This window comes from Bradyrhizobium sp. Leo170, from assembly GCF_004296405.1.
In the GTDB taxonomy this organism is placed as follows: Bacteria; Pseudomonadota; Alphaproteobacteria; order Rhizobiales; family Xanthobacteraceae; genus Bradyrhizobium.
Genome location: NZ_PSRR01000157.1, coordinates 1 through 18,304, shown reverse-complemented (window position 1 = coordinate 18,304; position 18,304 = coordinate 1). Strand labels below are relative to the sequence as shown.

Annotated in this window: 15 protein-coding genes and 1 pseudogene; 3 read left to right on the top strand and 13 right to left on the bottom strand. The window is 61.3% G+C overall.

Annotated elements, in window-relative coordinates; genetic code table 11:
* Positions 1–315: 315 nt before the first annotated feature.
* The 4 genes from CWO89_RS24245 to CWO89_RS49620 all read right to left on the bottom strand — a co-directional run bounded on the left by CWO89_RS24245 (position 316) and on the right by CWO89_RS49620 (position 1,668).
* On the bottom strand, positions 316–723 hold the full coding sequence (locus tag CWO89_RS24245) for a hypothetical protein (RefSeq protein WP_130581232.1): 408 nt from the start codon (positions 721–723) through the stop codon (positions 316–318).
* Positions 724–767: 44 nt separating this feature from the next.
* Positions 768–965, bottom strand: a complete 198-nt coding sequence (locus CWO89_RS49630) for a helix-turn-helix transcriptional regulator (RefSeq protein WP_463700316.1) — start codon at positions 963–965, stop codon at positions 768–770.
* 110 nt (positions 966–1,075) lie between these two features.
* The gene (locus tag CWO89_RS49625; protein WP_165421312.1) at positions 1,076–1,450 is read right to left on the bottom strand and encodes an HNH endonuclease; all 375 of its coding nucleotides are present in this window, start codon (positions 1,448–1,450) and stop codon (positions 1,076–1,078) included.
* A gap of 20 nt (positions 1,451–1,470) precedes the next feature.
* Positions 1,471–1,668 carry a helix-turn-helix transcriptional regulator gene (locus CWO89_RS49620; protein WP_130581229.1) on the bottom strand — a complete coding sequence of 66 codons (198 nt, stop codon included), beginning with the start codon at positions 1,666–1,668 and terminating at the stop codon, positions 1,471–1,473.
* A 227-nt stretch (positions 1,669–1,895) separates the two neighbouring features.
* On the opposite strand from CWO89_RS49620, the gene CWO89_RS24225 reads away from it, so the two are divergent.
* Together CWO89_RS24225 and CWO89_RS24220 are read left to right on the top strand one after the other, a co-directional pair.
* On the top strand, positions 1,896–2,495 hold the full coding sequence (locus CWO89_RS24225; RefSeq protein WP_130581228.1) for a recombinase family protein: 600 nt from the start codon (positions 1,896–1,898) through the stop codon (positions 2,493–2,495).
* 20 nt (positions 2,496–2,515) lie between these two features.
* On the top strand, positions 2,516–2,740 hold the full coding sequence (locus tag CWO89_RS24220; protein WP_130581227.1) for a hypothetical protein: 225 nt from the start codon (positions 2,516–2,518) through the stop codon (positions 2,738–2,740).
* Between the two features lie 631 nt (positions 2,741–3,371).
* On the opposite strand, the gene CWO89_RS24215 is transcribed toward CWO89_RS24220, so the two are convergent.
* Together CWO89_RS24215 and CWO89_RS24210 are read right to left on the bottom strand one after the other, a co-directional pair.
* Complete coding sequence (locus CWO89_RS24215) at positions 3,372–3,659, bottom strand: hypothetical protein (RefSeq protein ID WP_130581226.1); 288 nt, start codon at positions 3,657–3,659, stop codon at positions 3,372–3,374.
* On the bottom strand, positions 3,656–4,285 hold the full coding sequence (locus CWO89_RS24210) for a hypothetical protein (protein ID WP_130581225.1): 630 nt from the start codon (positions 4,283–4,285) through the stop codon (positions 3,656–3,658). Before CWO89_RS24210 ends, CWO89_RS24215 begins: the two co-directional genes overlap by 4 nt.
* 793 nt (positions 4,286–5,078) lie before the next feature.
* On the opposite strand from CWO89_RS24210, the gene CWO89_RS24205 reads away from it, so the two are divergent.
* The gene (locus CWO89_RS24205; RefSeq protein WP_130581224.1) at positions 5,079–10,019 is read left to right on the top strand and encodes an NACHT domain-containing protein; all 4,941 of its coding nucleotides are present in this window, start codon (positions 5,079–5,081) and stop codon (positions 10,017–10,019) included.
* Between the two features lie 20 nt (positions 10,020–10,039).
* Here CWO89_RS24205 and CWO89_RS24200 read toward each other — a convergent pair whose 3' ends face one another.
* From CWO89_RS24200 to CWO89_RS24170, 7 genes and pseudogenes are all read right to left on the bottom strand, one after another.
* A complete protein-coding gene (locus CWO89_RS24200) occupies positions 10,040–13,021 on the bottom strand; it encodes a VapE domain-containing protein (RefSeq protein WP_165421311.1) in 2,982 nt (993 codons plus the stop codon).
* 332 nt (positions 13,022–13,353) lie between these two features.
* Positions 13,354–13,776 (bottom strand): hypothetical protein, encoded by a 423-nt coding sequence (locus CWO89_RS24195; protein ID WP_130581222.1) that lies wholly within the window; start codon positions 13,774–13,776, stop codon positions 13,354–13,356.
* Positions 13,773–14,267, bottom strand: coding sequence for a hypothetical protein (locus CWO89_RS24190; RefSeq protein ID WP_130581221.1), 495 nt, complete (start codon positions 14,265–14,267; stop codon positions 13,773–13,775). Before CWO89_RS24190 ends, CWO89_RS24195 begins: the two co-directional genes overlap by 4 nt.
* Entirely contained in the window at positions 14,264–14,479 is a 216-nt protein-coding gene (locus CWO89_RS24185; protein WP_130581220.1) for a helix-turn-helix transcriptional regulator, read from the bottom strand. Before CWO89_RS24185 ends, CWO89_RS24190 begins: the two co-directional genes overlap by 4 nt.
* 181 nt (positions 14,480–14,660) lie before the next feature.
* The gene (locus tag CWO89_RS24180) at positions 14,661–15,998 is read right to left on the bottom strand and encodes a tyrosine-type recombinase/integrase (protein ID WP_130581219.1); all 1,338 of its coding nucleotides are present in this window, start codon (positions 15,996–15,998) and stop codon (positions 14,661–14,663) included.
* 217 nt (positions 15,999–16,215) lie between these two features.
* Complete coding sequence (gene guaA / locus CWO89_RS24175) at positions 16,216–17,814, bottom strand: glutamine-hydrolyzing GMP synthase (protein ID WP_130581233.1); 1,599 nt, start codon at positions 17,812–17,814, stop codon at positions 16,216–16,218.
* A gap of 183 nt (positions 17,815–17,997) precedes the next feature.
* Positions 17,998–18,304 (bottom strand): annotated as a pseudogene (locus tag CWO89_RS24170) (MFS transporter); the annotation flags it as partial.

Genomic DNA, 18,304 nt, shown 5'->3' with positions numbered 1-18,304 from the left:
GCAAATACGGACACAGCCGCGCATTGGAACAGATTGGCAGCCCCGGAACCTTACCTGAACGGCCGTCCGAATGTCCGTTGGGGTCAATTTCTGACGAACTGCTCAACGTGCCCGATGTCTGGAATCGAGCTGGAAGCGGCAGGAGACGAGCAACCCTTATTGGCTTGGCCCTAGTCATGCTCCGACTGCAGCAACTGTATGCTTGGCTCATTATCTGCCCGGATGTTACGAGCTCGCGCGCCAGTGCCGCGACCGCCACGTCGCGTATTCGTAAATCGCGACGCGTGAATAGAATTCAGTGTCTTGGAAAGAGATTTACCAGCGACGAGCGTCGGCCCCGGCAGCCGCAACCTGCTCTTTGGCCTGCTTCAGAAGCCGAGGGCTGGCGCTCCCATAGAGGAGGTAGTTGCTGATCGCCTCAGCCATCTTTGCAGGATGGAGCTCGCCAATCCGACGGCGCCGGTACAGGCAAACCAGTTCGCCCAGCAGTTCGCCTGGATTATGGCAGCAGACCTGCTCGCCGGTTTCCCGGAAGACGATGACCTCGTTTGGCGCACGCTTGTCGAATAGAACGAATGGGCTCTTGTCGCCCGCCTGCCGCTTGAACGGCGGGCAGGTCCAGATGGCAACTGCTGGGCCATATGCGCAGACATCCCATCCATGGGCATCGAGCCATTGGTGGACCGTATCGACGGCGAAGCCGAACCGGGTCAGATCAATCATCCCAGCGTCATAGTTCTCGTCGACATCAAACCATCGAACAGCGCTCATACTTGCTCCCCTGCAAATCCGTTATCCGCCAGCCAGCGCCGCACCTCCTCAGCCGGCCACACAGGCAGGCGCGGGCCTAAGCGATAGTCGGCTCGAGGGAAGCGCCCCGACTGGATCCACCTCCACAGCGTGGGCCCGCTAATCCCGAGCACTTGCAGGAGCGTGGCTTTGCGCACGAGCCCGACCTCGGGCATGGCGCCAAAGGGTTTGGGTTGTCTGTCTTTCATTGATTCATCCGTCTTCGGTTTCGACGGGATGATGATCGTGTCACGACCTGAATAATGCTGAACACTTCTGCAGAGAGTCAGATCGGGGGGCGCCTACGAGAAGCTGCGGCCAAAGGAAGTAGATATCCAAAGTTATTGCCGTTCCTGCACGCGAGGCTCAATGCGGCACTAAGGAAGTCTCTCTCCCAAAACCAGTCCCAATAAGCATCGCCCTCTAGATGCTCGGAATCCTTATGGCAGACGTAGCAGAGCATGTGGAGGTTATCGGGATCACCCGAACCACCCTTCACGTGAGGATAAATATGAGCGCGCTGCGGAGGATCTCGGTATATGAACCCACACGCAAAACACGTCCCATGCTCAAGGAATTCATCGGCCGAGTCGAACCCTTTTCGTTCATAGAACCCCGGAACCTTTGCCCAGTACTCGCGAATGGCCTGTTCCTTTGCCATCTTGCGTCTCTGCCGGCACATTACGCGGACCACCCGGCAGTCTGGCGAGACGAGAGCCACGCTTGCACGTCGCTAAGCATCCACGCCGCAGCGCGCATGCCGACATCGACTTGCTTCGGAAAAATCCCCGCCACCATGGCGCGGTAAATGGACCTCCGGCTGAGGCCGGTGATCTTGACGACTTCTTGGATCCGAACGATCCGATCCGACTCAATCAATTCGCACTCCAGGCGAGATTCGATTGAGCAATGGTCGTGTCACGACCTGGCGCTGTGGGGCCCGGGTTGGCGCTCTATGGCACACGTAACCTTGGAGTACACCCATACGGAGCATCGTTTCGACGCTCGGAATCCACCCCATTCGCGTAACAATAGGGTCGAAAAGATATTTCTTTACGTAGTATCACTAGTCCCTTAGAATCTATCTGTACACTAAGGGGTAGCCAATGAGCAAAGGACACAGAGTTGGATACATCAGGGTTTCTTCCGTCGACCAAAACACGGAACGCCAGCTAGACGGCATGACGCTGGATAAGACCTTCACCGACAAGGCCAGTGGGAAGAACACGGATCGGCCAGAACTGCAAAAGGCGCTCGACTACGTTCGCTCCGGCGATACGTTGGTCGTGCACAGCATCGATCGGGCCGCACGCAACACCGCGAACCTCCTCGATATGGTCGCGTCGCTGAACGCCAAAGGCGTAACCGTCGAATTCGTCAAAGAAGGGCTGACGTTTCGCGCCAACGTCACCGATCCAATGGCGGACTTGATGATGACGATGCTCGCTGGCTTCGCACAATTCGAGCGCGCCATGATCCGCGAGCGTCAGCGCGAAGGCATCGCGATTGCGAAGGCCAAGGGCGATGTCTACAAAGGACGTGCCCCCAAACTAAATGCGCAGCAGATCGACGAGCTCCGCAAGCGCTGTGCCGCCGGCGACGAGAAAGCCGCCGTAGCCCGATCGCTAAATATCAGCCGGGTTTCGTTGTATCGGTATCTGCGAGGCGCCGATGGATCAACCCCCGCAGACCGTTACGCACGATAATGTCGAATACGGAGAACGCAATGATCTTCATCGAAAACGAAGGTGCCCTGTTTCGGGGCCCGGCCCGGGGCGTTCCCCAGGAAGTCTGGAGCGCCAGGGAGGGTCGCTTTGTGCCCTACGGGCAGGCTGGTCAGATAAAGCCCGTCGACTGGGGCCACACTCTGAGCGAGGACGAAGCCCAGGCCATGATGGACGCGGCGCGCGCCGAAATGCCAAGCCGGCCGTCATCATCCGAGCAGATATGACATGACTTTCAGCAGCGCCTGGATCGAGGCAGGCGACGATGACGATCTGGCCGCATTCTTAGCGCAGTCGCCGCGCGCCGGCATTCTCCCTCCTCCGCCGGCCCATATTGGATCAATCATCTGAGCGAGTGGGCACAGCGGGAAGGCCTAGCGATCGAATATCCTCAGCACGGTGAGATACGCGTACCCGTCACCAAGCGGCAACTACAGCGCTTCATGGAAGAGATGTTAGGCGCGCCCGCACCGACCACCGAGCCCTCCAGCCTGCGCGGCTACATTGAGCACAGGTGCCGCGACGATCGGACCTATGCGATTGCCGCCGACGAATTCTAACCGTTTAGCGAGCACAGCTAGGGCCCGTTGCCCAGCTCGGCCGCGACTATCTCGCCAGGATATTCCGGGGTCGGGTCCTCGTTGACTTGGCACCGGATGCGCGCATCGCTGCCGTCCGCCAACACCGATCCGCAAGCGCAGAGCACGCGCGCCTCCCCGCCTTCGGCTTGCGAGCCGCAGTTGCTGCAACGGTAGACCCGTTCCTCGCGGCCCCCCTCACAGGCAAGAACACGCGCAAAGCAGCAGCGGCTGACGTGTGGCGTCAGCGCCCAAAGGTGGCCCAGGTAGCCAGCGTCCATCATCGGGGCCCACCATCGGGCAACGCGAAATCGCACTCAGCAAGCCGCCGTTCGATTCCGTCGACCAACTCGCGCAAACTCCCTCCCGCGCGAGCATCGGAAGCCGCCCGCCGATCTGCCGTCCCGGCGAGGTAGCGCTCGAGCTGCCGGCGAATGGCAGCGCTCCGGCGCGCGCATTCGCCGGCCTGCTTTGCGCGACCTGCTGCACGCAACGCCTGCTCGTCCTGGTCAATCTGGTCGAGCTGCGCCCGCAGCCTTTGCGCGAATTCGTCGGAGCTCGTGTTCATGCGGCCGCCTCCGCGTGCCGTTCACCACCCAGATACCTCACGCTCGCCTCGTGGCGATCCTGCAGCGCACGCATCGCGCCGATGACCTTCCTCGTTAGCTCCTGATCTCCGGCCTCATTCAACGCCTTGCTGAGCACCTCAATGATTTGCGCATGCTGGGCGCGGATGCGCTCGATGTGCCAGGCCGACTCGCTATGGCGTTGCGCCAAATCCAGCACCGTGACCCTCAGTCGCGCGGCCTGAACGGTCATCATCGGGTTGCGCACCTTGCGCCTTCCCGTTGTTGGGTCTATCGGCGCCGCGTAGTTGCGCAGCAAGTCGCAGTCCTCGAGCAGGCTCGACAACTCCCGGAAGAGATCGATCACGCCGGGCTCGACGACCAACTCCGTCGGCCGCACCGGCTCGGCCTTGATCGGCACCGGAGCAGCGGAAACAAGGGACGGAGCAGAAGCAAATCGAGCATCCTCCTCGCGGATCTGCTTGCACCACCGGCTCCACGTTGCCTTGTGGACTTTCGGGAAGTCGGCTCGTGCAATCCGCACGCCCTTCTCCTCCCCATGCTCCGCCATGCACTCGCGGATGCGTTGCAGGGCAGCGAACTGTTCAGGGCTGGGCGGACGGGCCATATCGAAACTCCAAAGCGTTTCGAAACAGTCTATCGTCCCGACCATCAGCGCGGGACGACACGGCGGTTTGGTTGCGCACTCAGCTAATTTCGGTGAAGGCCCCAGTGGCCCGGCATTCGCCAGCACTTCGGCGCTTGAGCAGCCACTACCTGCGCCCCCGGTGACCGCCGAGGGCTAAGGGACCGGGATAGTCGGAAGTGAGGCGCCATCGCCCTGGTCCGGCTTCCAAGGAACGGGGCAGACCGTGAAGGGAATGCCAGAAGTCAGTCGACGGCACATCCGGCACATATCAAATTTGATGTGCCGTCCTGCAAACTGTTGCAGCACAGGGCGGCAGTTTTGAATGTCGCGAGGTGCCCTCTTGACCTTCGCTCGCCCAGTTCCGATTCACGACGCAAGCGTGCCACTCCGTCCTCCCAATGCACACGGGTAACCGGTTAGCAGGCCTCGGTGGGCTTCGACATCTTCGACACCAATCAAATTTGAGATGTCGAGCCCCAAACCTTTGCTACGTAAGGCTTTCGACATCATCGACATCTTCGACATCTATTTTGAAAAAGGTTGTTCTCCTGTAAGAGCATGCAGGCACATGACGGAATAGTCGCGAGTTGCCCTACACATGGTCATATAGAAAATCGCTTTAGGAAAACCGCGATTTTGGTGTCGAACATGTCGAAAGCCTTGTCCAGCAAGGCTTTGGAGATGTCGAGCCTGCTTCGCGGTAGGTGTCGAAGATGTCGATGATGCCGTATTAACGCGGCACAGTCGCAAGAGTGGGCGGGAGAAACTGGCATTGACCGATCGCGAGAACCTTAGCTCCGCGTTCCATGCTGACTTGAACGCGCCCGCCGATGGGACTCCCGTATGCCCTCCCGTCAAGACAAGGGTCCAGGTGCTCCCGTTCGGGGAGCTTACCTGGGAGAACTTCGAGCGGCTTTGCTACCGTTTGGCTGGCAGGGATGAGCGCGTCGAATATGTCGCGCGGTATGGGCGCGCGGGCCAGGCTCAAAAGGGTATCGATCTGTTCGTCAGGTTGGCCAACGGCAAATATGAAGTCTGGCAAGCGAAGCGGTATGGGTCTATCGCACCCGGCAAAATAAAAGAGATCGTGGACGCGTTCCGAGACGGTGCATGGAAGGACAAGTCCGAAAAGCTGATTCTCGCAGTCCAGGCCTCCATTGCCGATACAAAGGTGCAGGATGCGATCGAAGCTCAGGCGGCGATCTTGAGGGCGGAGGGAATAACCTTCGTTCCGCAGGGCGGGGAGGAGCTCAGTGAGCTCCTGAGGAGCCATCCAGAGCTTGTCGATGACTTCTTTGGTCGCGGATGGGTCGAAGCCTTCCTTGGCCTCGAGGCTGCCAAGGCGTTGAGCACACGCCTGGATGGAGCAGAATTCGCACGGGTGTACGCCCAGCTACGCGGCTTTTATGACACGCATTTTGGCCTGCTGGACGTTGGGGTGGCGCTGCCGCTTACCCTAGATAATGTGGCGCAAGCACCGCCGTCACTGCTGCAACGCTTCGCCGTTCCCGACGTCCTCGTCCGGGACACTATGGCCGATGCCCAGCAGGCGCCGAAGCAAGACGAGTCTCAACTTGAGTCGACCGCAACTGGGTCTGTGGGGGCAAGTGACGAAAAAGGGCCAACGAAAGCGCGCCGCCGCGAATACGTCCGACGGACATCGCTGCCAAATTGGCTTGGAGACGGTATGCACCTTGCTGTCGTCGGCGACGCCGGTAGCGGAAAAAGTACGCTTCTCAGAAGCATTGCGCTTGATCTGCTAACCAAGCAAGGGCTCTTCCCACAGACTGCTCGGCGATGGGGCGAGCTTCTGCCGATCCACGTCTCGTTTTCGAGATGGAGCCGCCTCAGTGGGCGACTGGGACGAGCAGCGGGTCTGAAGGAGGTCGTACAGGAGACGCTCCAGCCAGCGCTTACCGCCGACCTTCTGTCGCTCTTAGATCGCGCGATCGACGAAAGGCGAGTCTTGCTGCTACTCGATGGTTTGGATGAGTGGTCAAATGAGCAGGCTGCTCGCACCACGCTTCAGCACTTTCTCGCGTTTGTCGGCACTCACGCTGTTCCGGCGATTGTGACTGCTAGACCGCGCGGCCTAGACAAGATCGGAACGATTCCGGCGAGCTGGCGGATCGCCGAATTGGCACCGCTATCGCTCAATCAGCAACGCAAGCTCGCCGAGGTGTGGTTTTCCAGGAGATTTGATCGAGCTGCGGCATCCGAGCAAGGCCCCGAAATTCGCGCACCCATCGAAGCGCGCCTCGATCGGTTCTTCGCGGAACTGGCGCGTGATCGAAGGCTAGCCTCGCTAGCCGCAAATCCCCTGCTGCTCGTCGGCCTAATTGCGCTTTCAATTCGCCAGATCGCCCTCCCCCGAAACAAGATGCAGGCGATACAGAGCCTCGTCGCGATTCTCCTGGAAACTCATCCCGAGCACCGAGCGACCGCCGCAGGCGACACTGAAGCGCGGTTCATGAATATACCCGATGCCGAGGATAGGCGCGCTGCGCTCGGTCGCTTGGCGTTCGTCGCGCGATCGGCTAGCGGCGGCGGCACCTATGACATCAAGGAGGCAAGGAAGACCATCCGGGACTATCTGGCCGATGCAACGACCTTCGCCTACCCGATGGAGCGCGCGCAAAGCGCGGCCAGCGAGATACTCGCCGTCAACGCCGAAACTGTGGGACTTTTAGCCGAGCGCGCTCCCGGAGAAATAGGCTTCGCCCATGCAGTATTTGAGGAGTATCTCGCTGCGGAGTACCTGCACCGTTGGGAATTCCACGGCATAAACGACTTCATCCGCGCCAAGTCGGGGGACCCCCTTTGGCGCAACGTCATCTCAAACCTCGTCTCGCTGCTGTCCCGCCCTACGGAGGTGGAGTCCGTGGTCAGCACCATTGAGTCAGCGCGGGCGGACGACGCAAGTCGCGAGGGTGCGATTAACCGTGACGTGCTCCTCGCCGACATCGCCTTCAATTCCTCACGAAAGCAACCCACCACCGCACAGAGGCTGGTGGACCGCGCCTTCGATATTATCGAGCGTGGCGATTGGATGCTCGCGCGCCGAGAGGTACTCAAGGCCGCCCTTACAAACCTCGGCGAAACCAATTCCCCGACGGCAATTGATGAGCGGCTGGCATCATGGACGCCGTGTCGGCAGAAATACCTGTACGAACTTTACACGATCCTGAGCCAATGGGGACCAGCGCCGGACTTGCAGGACGTACTGCTAAGGGGGCTCCACTATGAGGAGCGCATCAATCAAGCTGGTGCAGCCAGAGTGCTAGCACATCTGTATGCCGGCGACGAGGATGTACGACAAACTCTGAGGGACAAGCTCCGCTCAACGCTAGACCTCTCAGTGGCTGCCGCCGTGCTCGAGGCGTTGACATTAGGATGGCCCGACACGCCGGACCTCGCTCAACTACACGACGCGGCAGTCGACTCACTGGATCCCACACTTCAACTCGTCGGAATCTCCGGCCGTGCGGCTAGCGGACGTGCAGATCAAATCGACCGAGACCGCATGGCGAACCTGCTCGCGGACTTCTCGGAGCTCGACCATTGGGACAGGCCAGCCGGCCGGACGGTGCTGTCGCGCTACTGGGGTGACGACCCGACGATTATCGACATCGCTCTCGAGACCGTGGACCGGCATATTGCGCGGCGCGAGCTCGATCCCACATCGGCGATACACTATTTGCTCCGCTGCTCACCGAACAATCAGGCAGTAGCAAATTGGGTCAGACAGGAATTGGATGACAAGCATCCATTTGTGCTGGCACATGACTCATGGAATTGCATCACGTCCTTCGCCAAGGAGCACGCTGACATTTTGGCGAGATTTGTTGCTTACGTCCGATCCGAGGATGGAAGACACAGACTTCACTACCTCCAGGCACCCATCATCGAACTTGGTGGCGACGAATTGCGGGATGAATTGATCCGCATTGCACGTATCGAGACACATTTCACGCTGTATTGGGCACTTCGGCCGCTGGTAGAAGGCTGGGGCCGGTCTGATCCCATCGTCGCGTCCTTCTTGGACGAGGTTGCGTCATGGGAGAATGATAAGCTGGAACACCTAGCGGCCATTCTCCCGCAAATTATCTCTGACTTCGATACTTGTAGGACCCGGCTTTTGTCGTTCGTCCGCAGTTCTAAGCACCCGCGCTTCGATCTGATAGCCCTTGGTTTTGGCGCATTAGGATGCGGCCCGGATGACAGCGAAGTCGTCGATACCCTTCTCTCCGCCGTCGGCAAAGGCGCTCCAGCGTCTTATCCTGACGCCGCGCTACTAACGCATTTTTCGACCAATGCCCGCGTCAGGGAATTCGCACTACAGACTTTGAGAGATCGTGCGCCGCCGCTTAAGGTTCTCGCACAGGCGTATGAGAACGACACTCAGATCCGACCGCAAATCTTGTGTTACGCGACGCCGTTGCCGGCGACGCTTCGAGGCGACATTGCCGAGGCAGCTTATGGCGAAGCTAATAGCCGCCCCGCGTTTGAACGTGTGCTGGAGGGTTACGACATTGAGGTGGACGGAGAACTAAAGATCGCCGCTTCGATCTATTGGCACCGCCATGTCGTCCGAACGTCGAACGGCGCGAGCGCCGTCGACATGCAGAGGCTTATTGAAACTCTTCGGGCCGGGGGGCCAGACCTGGACGAGCGCCGGGCTGCAGCGTTCGCTGGCGTGCTTCTACTAGGCCACGTCAGCGACGTTCCGCCTATGACAGACTATGGCGATCGGCCTCTGTCGATCTCATCCGGCTCCCACTATAAGAACGAGAGCGACGCCTTGATGGCGCTGATGTGCGAACACTGGGAGGAGTTGAGTAAGGCGTTCGGCACCACCTTGGCAGACCGATTCGGGAGCTTTGGATCAGATAACACTCACATGTGGGACTGCCTGGCACCTCACATCCATGCGTCGCAGGCCGCACGCCGCGATTTCCTTGTCTATTGCAAGGCGTCCGACACCATCCTTGGCCTGAGGGGTTTGATTGCGCTGGGCAGGGAGCAGCCATCCAGTGAACTCCTTCTTGACCATTGTTGGCGGGTGTTCGGTCGTCGGGACATCAAATCCGACAAACATCATTCCCCGTGGGATGTCCGACGCATTCGCTTAGAAAGCGCCTACATCTTCCGAGACCATTTCCGCGACAGAGCCGATATCAAGGAGGGACTGCGGGAAGCGGCCAAGACTAGGCAGGAGACGGCGACCCTGGCGTTAGCGTTGGTTGACCCCAATGACCCCCTTGTGGATCAGTTCCCGCACAAGCCAATGGAGTTGGCCCGGGACTATTCAGATTGGGTCGCATCGGTGCATCTCGCATCCGCTCGCAGCGGAGCAGAAGAGTTCGTTGAAGCGACTTTGGCAATGATCAATCGCGACGCCCATAACACATGGGATTTCCAGGCGATCACTAATCGCGCGGTCACCGAACGGCTGCAACGCGACCCGGAGGCTGTTCGGCGCCTCAAGGACAAGCTGGCTTCCAATCCGACTGAGAGTGAGATCGCAAGCCTGCCACGCTATTTGATGGCTGCTGGAGCGTTGGACGACGAGGTCAACGAAAGGTGCCGAACGCTGCTCCAAGGCGAAGTCCACCACCCTCTCCCCAGGGCTGGCTATGATGCAATCGATGACTCAATACGAGCTGTGTCACAGAGCCTTTTGGAAGTACTCACACCATCCGTTTCGCCTTGAGCCCCCGTGATCCAACGAGCTCACTCCCGCACCCAATATCGACCTGTGCCCATAGTGCCTCGCTTCTGAGCCCAACCGACTGACTTCAGCGCCGCTGCGATCGCCTTGCTATCCTTTTGGTCCTTCACTGTAATGTGCCCACCCATAACGGCCAGGTAGATTTCGCTGGTGCTGACTTGCTCGAGGCGCGCCGTCCGTTTGCCGCCCCACTCCGGATTAAACTGGTCCGGCGGCAAATATGCTAGGAATCGCTCAACGTGATCGGCCCAGGGGTTGCTCTCCTGACGAATCGCCTGCTCGTGTTTGGCGAGCGCTTCGATTTCATCGGTCAGCCACCACTGCTCGCCGGCCTTGTAGCGCGCGACCGCTTCTGCCCAGAGCTGATCCCTGTCAGCCTTCAGCGCCTGCACATCCGCTTTGCGGACCTGCACCGGCCAGAAGCGGCGGCCGCCAGTGGTGTCGCTCAGATACCGTCCGTCCGCTTCCGGGTTGATCGTCCCGAAGAACGCGCACTGACGCGGATGATCTTCGGCGCGCACCGCGTGCGGAGCCCGGAAATGGTCGACGCGCCTGGTCAAGAACGACTTGACCACTTCCACACGAGTGCGTCCGAGCGTCGCCATCTCCGGCACCTCGATCAACCATTTCCCCGCCAACCCGATCGCCGCATCTTTCGAGCCAAGATCGCCATCCAGCGAGTCCGTGAACCACTCCTCGTTCGGCGCCAAAGCGCAAATGAGGGTGGACTTCCTGAGTCCCTGATCCCCCTCGAGCACGAGCATAGTGTCGAATTTCACGCCCGGCTGCATGATCCGCGCCACCGCGCCGATCATCGATTTTGCGCCGACATGCCGCGTGTATGTGTCGTCCTGGCAGCCGGCGAACGTGGTCAGCCATGTATCGAGCCTCGGTACGCCGTCCCATGCCAGCGGGTCCAAATAGTCTCGGACCGGATGACGCTGGTCGGCGTGCGCGAGCAGACCAACAGCCGCCACGACCATCGGCTTCGACACGCTCACACCGTACTGCGCTGACAGCCACGCCCCGAGCAGCATGTCATGGCGGTCAGTCCAAGGCCCGGCACCGCCGCCGCACGGCGGATCCACGCGCGCCTCGACACGCTCCGCGAACTTGTTCATCCAGACGACACCCTGCCAATCCGGATGCGCGAGCAGCACCTGAGCGACCGCATAAGCGTTGGGCTTCGCGTGCATCAGGGCCAGATTCAGCTCGCGCTGTACCACCTCAGGCGAGGCCACCGACCCCGGCACGTTGCGCGCATCCAGCGCTCCGACGAGCTTCGATTTCTGGATCAGCGCGTTGCCGACCATCGTGCGATCGTACTTGCCGCCAGTGGTGCTCGCACCAGCCTCCGTGCAATACGCCTGCCAGTATGCGAGATCCTGCAGGCGGAGAATGCCGGCATCCTTGAAAACGTCGCTGGCTCGAATGAGCTCGACTTTGCCTTCTCGCGTCCAAAATCCGAACAAATCACCGCTCACGCCCATCGCAATAGGAGCGGTCGGATCATAGTCGGCCTGCATAGCTGGCGCCACGTTGGAGCGCACAACCGATTTCATGAGTATTTGCGAACCGGTCACAGCGCACATCTCGCGCCAGAGATGGTCCGCCCAACCGCACCATTCACCTCCGGCTGGCGGCTGATGCAGGTGCGCGCCAGATGCTTCAGCAACGCGGCGCGCTTCATCAATATTGTCCAGCTCGGCAAGGATCTTGAGCTCGGCGCCAGGGAAGAACCGGCGTGCGCTCTCGGCCGCTGCTTGCAGCCCGCACTCTCCGTAGGCGAATGCCACGACACCGCGCATCGACTGCCCCACCGCCTGATCATTGGAGAAAAAGTCGACGACATCGAACGCAAAGCAAATGTCGCCAATCTCATCGGCGCGCGGCACCAAGACGACAGGCGCCAATGCATCTATCTCCAGTGCGGCCTCGATGAAGGCGCTCGCGGCCTCCAGCGGCTGACTCAGCACTTCATCTATCACGCCGCAAATAGCCTCTTGCCCCTCGAGCTGCTGCAGGTCGTTGAAGTCCGTCGGGCCGTGGGCGCGGCCGCCGCGCTCGTTTGTGGCACCCAGCGAAGAAGCGAACGGCGGGACCGCAACAAGCGCGTCGACAGCGGCCGCTGCCTCGCGTGCGCGGGCCACGCCCGGGTTCTTGATCGGCTTGAGCGTGAATTGGTCGTTGTCGGCCGCAATGATGATGATGGCGTCCGGAAACCGCTCGCGCCAGACCTTCGCCACGGGAAGCAGGTTCGGCGCGTCGAACGCGACGATGACCGCGTGCCCGGTTGCCTCGTGGATGCTGGCGCCAGTAGCGTAGCCTTCGCAGATGATGATGACTTGCTTGCCGTTGTGCTCGAGCGGCCGGCCGATGGTCGAGAAATTTCCCTCTTTCGCCCCGTCCTGCAGATACCACTTGTCCGGGGCGCCCTCGCGCTTCTCGGGCATGATGGCCTGCAGGCTGTGGATCTTCTTCTTGAGATCGCGGATTGGGATCAGCAGGGCCTCATTGGTGACCGTGCGCGCCTCGCCGGTGTCCTGGTCGATGACTTCCCAGCGGCCGACACGCAGGCCGTGAGAACGAATTCCCTTGCGCTCGAGGTAAGAGTGCGCGTCGCACTCGGCCGCCTCGTTCCACAGGCGTTGGGCGTGCTCAGCAGCGGCAGCGCGATCTGCGGCGAGCTGCGCGGCGCGCTCAGCATCCAGACGTTCCATGCGCTCGCGATAGGCGCGCTTCTCAGCCGCCGTCATCGGCGCGCGCTTGATGTCAGCCTTCCAGGTGAATTTCTGATCGTAGCCGTAGCGGCGGTTGCACCCGAACATCCCGGCCGGCCGGTCGTCGGCGTGCAGCACGTACCAGACGGTCTTGTCCCTGTCGCCCTCGGCGCGGATCCGATGCAGCTTGCCGTCGGCTCTGATGTCCGCCAGCGACACGTGGATATCCTGCTCGCGCATCGCGCAGCAGAACTGGTCGATCACGTCGGCTTCGGAGAGATTTTTCTGGGTGAATTGCCCTACGCGGGCGTCAGTTGTAGTAGAATTCATGTTGTTTGGTTTGGAAGCCCGGTGTCCGTTGAGAGCGGCCCGGGCTTTCACTTTTGGGCCCAGGGCCGGGCGGGTTGCGCGGAAAGTGTCCGCGTGGGCGAATTGTCGAGCCAGTCGCGCGCAGGCGTCAAACGTATCAAATTTGGCAAGCCATTGATTTTAAAGGGCCTTGATCAAATTTGAGCAGCGCCGAATAACATGAAATTTTCTCAAGGAAGCGACGGACTGGTCGCTAACTTGAATAGAATTCATGTTATCCGCGCCGGTCACTTCGGCGCCCATCTGGAAATCTCCAGGCGAACAAGCGGCACATGCCGGCCGTTGGAGCATGTTGCCACCAGTCCGGCGGCCTCGATGCGCGTCCCAGTAGCAGGCACGGGTGAGCCCCAAGGCAGGCGAGCGCACAACGTTCCGAGTTCTTCGCCGTTGCCGCGTTCGTGCGTGCAGATCAGCTTGCGGCCGGTAGCGTCCCCGCGAGCCGGCCCGAGAACGCGAAGCAGGCATCGTGTCTCGAATTGCATCGACCACTGACGCGGCGGCTTCTCAGCGGCCGGCTGGCCGAACTGAGGATGAGGCGCGCGGTCCTGCGTTGCCGAGGTTGCCTGCTGATCCAGCGGCTGGCTACGGAGGAACGCGCGCTTGACGGTAATAACCGGGCGGTGCCGGTGAGCGTGTGAAGTAGCGTTCATTGCTTTTCCATGAATTCAGCGACGCGGGCCGCGATTTCGTCGAAGAACGGCGCGACGATTTCCGGATCCGCCTGAAACTCCTCGATCAAACTCTCGTCGAAAACGCCAGCGCTGCCCGCCAACGCGCGCGCCGCCAATCGTTGGGCCTCTGGCGTGCGTTCCGGAAGCTTGCCGTGGCCGCACGCCGCGAGTGCCACGAGTCGGCCGAACAGGGCCCAGGCGTCAGCGTGCCGCTCGATGAGTTCGCCGCCGCGAAGGTCTACGGCGCAGCCACTCGCCGCGCGGACGGTCGCGTGCACGTCTTCGCTACCCGCTCCCAGCGGTCGCCATTGCCGAGTGCCGGCTGGCGGATCCGTGATTTCCTGCCAGCCCATCAACTCGAACACGGCAGCGACCGCCACCAGATAGCCAATCAGTAGGCGGGGGGATGCGCGACGCTGGGCGAGCAGATGGACTGCTTCGGCGTCCAGGTCGATGTCCGGGGCGGTCATGCGGCCTCCTGCGCGGCGCCGCCGCTGACCTGCTGCTGCCACGCGCGAATGACCGAAAGGGGCCACGCCGTGACGCCGTTGATCTTTACCGGCTGCGGGAACTTGCCGTTCTTTACCTTCCGCCACAGTGTCGGGGCGCTGAATGGCACGAACCGCTCTTTGATCAGTTGAGAAGGACGAATGTACTTTTCCAGCTCAATTTCCTTTTTCATTTTCAACTCCACAGTGAGATTGCATGAGAGCGCATGAGTTGAATTGGGCTGTCACGACCAAGAGAGGTCAAAGGCAGCAATGCGTTTCTGGAGTTTCCACGCCAGGTGCGCGATTGGGCGTGTCGACAAAAAACAACGCCCCGCACTAGGCGAGGCGTGTTCGTGACAGGTTGACTCTAAGTCACATGTCGTCGTCGAGCGCGTCGACAGGGACTTCGGTTGCGCGGCTCTTAGCATCCGAGATCAGACCCTTCGCTGACTCGCCGCGCACCCAGCAATCAACCGTGTCAGCCCACGCCTGCAGCATGATTGCGCGCTCTCGCAGGTATTTGTTCGTGTTGTAAACGCTCGCAATTCGATTTCGCGGCGCGTGCGCGAGTGCGAATTCAACCCATCGCTCGTCCCAATGCATGCGGTTAAGCTGCGTGGAGAACGTGCGCCTCAGGTCGTGCACTCCGAACGACTGAAACTCGGGATCGTCCTTTCGGATCAGCTCCACCGCCGCGTCAATCACGCGATTCAGTGTGGCATTGCTGATAGGCGTGTCGCTGTCATACCGTCCTGGATGTAGGTAGCGGCTCGCCCCAAAGCACGAACGGAACGCCGTCAGGATGTCCAACGCCTGCTCGCTCAGCGGCACGACGTGAGCCTTCCCGGCCTTCATGCGACTTGCAGGAATCGTCCAGCGCTCCGTATCGAAGTCGACTTCGCTCCAAGTCGCATCAATGAACTCGGACTTTCGCACGCCGGTGAGCAGAACGAATTTCAGCGCCAGGCGCAGCGTTGGCGCGGCAGCAATCTGCTCCAGAGCCGTGAAGAACTTTCGGATCTCGGCCGGAGACAATGCGCGATCACGCGGCTCGAAAGTCGCGATAGCACTGGCTCGCACGTTATCCGCCGGATTCGGGATCGAAATGCCACTGCCCTGTGCGTGGCGGAACACAGCGTGCACTACTTCCCGAACATGGACCCCAACAGCAGGGCCGCGCTTCTCCTTCGCGTCAAGGCACAGACGCATCAGGCGCTGCGGCGTCACCTCCTCGAGCTTCAGACGACCCAGCTCGGGCTCGATAACCCGCCGATACGTCGACTGCCGCAGTTCAAGCGTGCTGTCCGCTAGCTGCTCCCCTCCACTCCGGGGATCTGCCTTGTGCTTAAAGTAGGCCTGCGCCCAGCCGCCGAACGTCAGCGCCTCAGCCGCTGCGGCGCGTTTCTCTGCCTTTGCGCGAGATGGCGACACTCCCCGCTCTACGTCGCGCCGCGCGCGGTCAAGAAGCGTGCGCGCCTCGCGCAAGGAGATGCTCATCCCGTACTCAAGCGTCTCGAGATCGCGTGTCACCTTGCAGGCTGGGTCGTAACGCCCGATCGCCAGGGTCTCGCGCCGGCCGTTGAGTCGGTAGTCGAACCGAAATGCCCTCGTCCCGGACGGCAGCACCGCCACGTACATGCCATCGCGGTCCGTCACCTTGAACAGTTTCTCTTTCGGCGCCAGCGCGCCAAGCTCTCGATCAGTCAGCAAATCAGCCTCACTTGATTTGCCGCTTGATACCGTCAGACCCTCTGACGGTACTGGAAGCGGCGATTTCGACCGCTTCAAAAAGTACCGTCACGACGACCGTCAAAGTGAGCGAGATTAGGTGATAGCGGCTGAGACTACATGAGCCGCTAAATCCTTATCCCGCTTGGGTTTCGTGCGATTTTCGATACTGCATGAGGCGGAGTGAGACGATGCTATTTCACTCCCACTCAATCGTCCCCGGGGGCTTGCTGGTCACGTCGTACACCACCCGGTTGACGCCCTTGACCTCATTGATGATCCGCGTCGCCGTCGCCCCCAGGAAGCTCATGTCGAACTGATAGAAGTCCGCGGTCATGCCGTCGGTCGACGTCACCGCGCGCAGGCCGACGACGTATTCATACGTCCGGCCGTCGCCCATCACGCCGACCGTCTTCACCGGGAGCAGCACCGCGAAGGCCTGCCAGATCGCGTCGTACAGCCCGGCCTTGCGGATCTGGTCGATGTAGACGGCGTCGGCCTGGCGGAGGATGTCGAGCTTTTCGCGTGTGATGTCGCCGGGGCAGCGGATGGCGAGGCCGGGGCCTGGGAAGGGGTGGCGGCCGACGAAGGCTTCGGGGAGGCCGAGCTCGCGGCCTAGCACGCGGACTTCGTCCTTGAACAGCTCGCGCAACGGCTCGACCAGCTTCATGTTCATGCGTTCGGGCAGGCCGCCGACATTGTGGTGCGACTTGATCGTCACCGACGGGCCGCCGGTGAAGGAGACGCTTTCGATCACGTCGGGATAGAGCGTGCCCTGCGCCAGGAATTCGGCGCCGCCGATCTTTTTGGCCTCCTGCTCGAACACGTCGATGAAGAGGCGGCCGATGGTCTTGCGCTTCTGCTCGGGGTCGGTGACCCCTTGGAGCTCGCCGAGGAATTGCTTCGACGCATCAACGTGAACCAGCGGGATGTTGTAGTGATGGCGGAACAGGTCGACGACGGTCTCGGCCTCGTTGAGGCGCAAGAGGCCATGGTCGACGAAGACGCAGGTGAGCTGGTCGCCGATCGCTTCATGAATCAAGACGGCCGCGACCGCGGAATCGACGCCGCCGGAGAGGCCGCAGATCACCCTGCGACTGCCGACCTGGGCGCGGATCTTCTCGATCGCCTCGTCGCGGAAGGCGCGCATGGTCCAGTCGCCGGTGAGGCCGGCGACCTTGCGGACGAAGTTGCGCAGGAGCTTGGCGCCGTCGGGCGTGTGCACCACCTCGGGGTGGAACATCAGGCCGTAATATTTCCGCTTCTCGTCCTGGATCACCGCGAACGGAGCGTTGGCCGAGATGCCGGCCACGGTGAAGCCCGGCGGCATCTTCGTGATCCGGTCGCCATGGCTCATCCAGACCTGGTGGCGCTCGCCCATCGACCAGGTGTCGTCGAACAGTTTGCTCGCGGTCTTTACTTCCAGATCGGCGCGGCCGAACTCGCGGTGGTGACCGCCCTCGACCTCGCCGCCGAGCTGGGCGGCCATGGTCATCTGGCCGTAGCAGATGCCGAGCACGGGGACGCCGGAGTCGAAGATGAGCTGCGGCGCGCGCGGCGAGCCCTCCTCATGCACCGATTCCGGGCCGCCGGAGAGGATCACCGCCTTGGGCTTCATGTCCTTGAAGGCGGCCTCCGCCTTCTGGAATGGCACGATCTCGGAATAGACGCCCTCCTCGCGGACGCGGCGGGCGATCAATTGCGTCACCTGACTGCCGAAATCGACAATCAGAATCTTGTCATGCGCCGAGGCCACGGAGGGCGTCGACGGCGAGCGGTCGGGCTTGGCGGCTGTCATGGACAGCAGATACGCGACGGGGGGCGGCATCGCAACCCTCCCGGGGGCGGCGGGTGCGGGCTGGTGACGGCCATCCACGGGGTTTTGCCGACAGCTCGTAGGGTGGGCAAAGCGGAGCGTGCCCACCTTTCTTGCACCGCCCGTGGATGGTGGGCACGCTGCGCTTTGCCCACCCTTACGCACCTACCCCGTTCGCTTCAGGATCGAGACGAAGAAGCCATCGGTTCCGGTGCGGCGGGGGGTCATCAGCCAGCCTTCCGGCGACGGCAGGGCCGCGGCGGCGAAGGCTTCCGCCTTGTCCCAGAGGATGCTGGCGGTCTGTTCGGGTGGGATGATCGAGAATTCGCCATGGCGGGCGAGGAAGGCTCCGACCTGCTCGCCGTTCTCGGCCGGCAGCACCGAGCAGGTGATGTAGGCGATGCGCCCGCCCGGCTTCACCAGGGGCGCCGCGCGCGCGAGCACCTCGGCCTGGTCCTTCAGCCGCACCTCG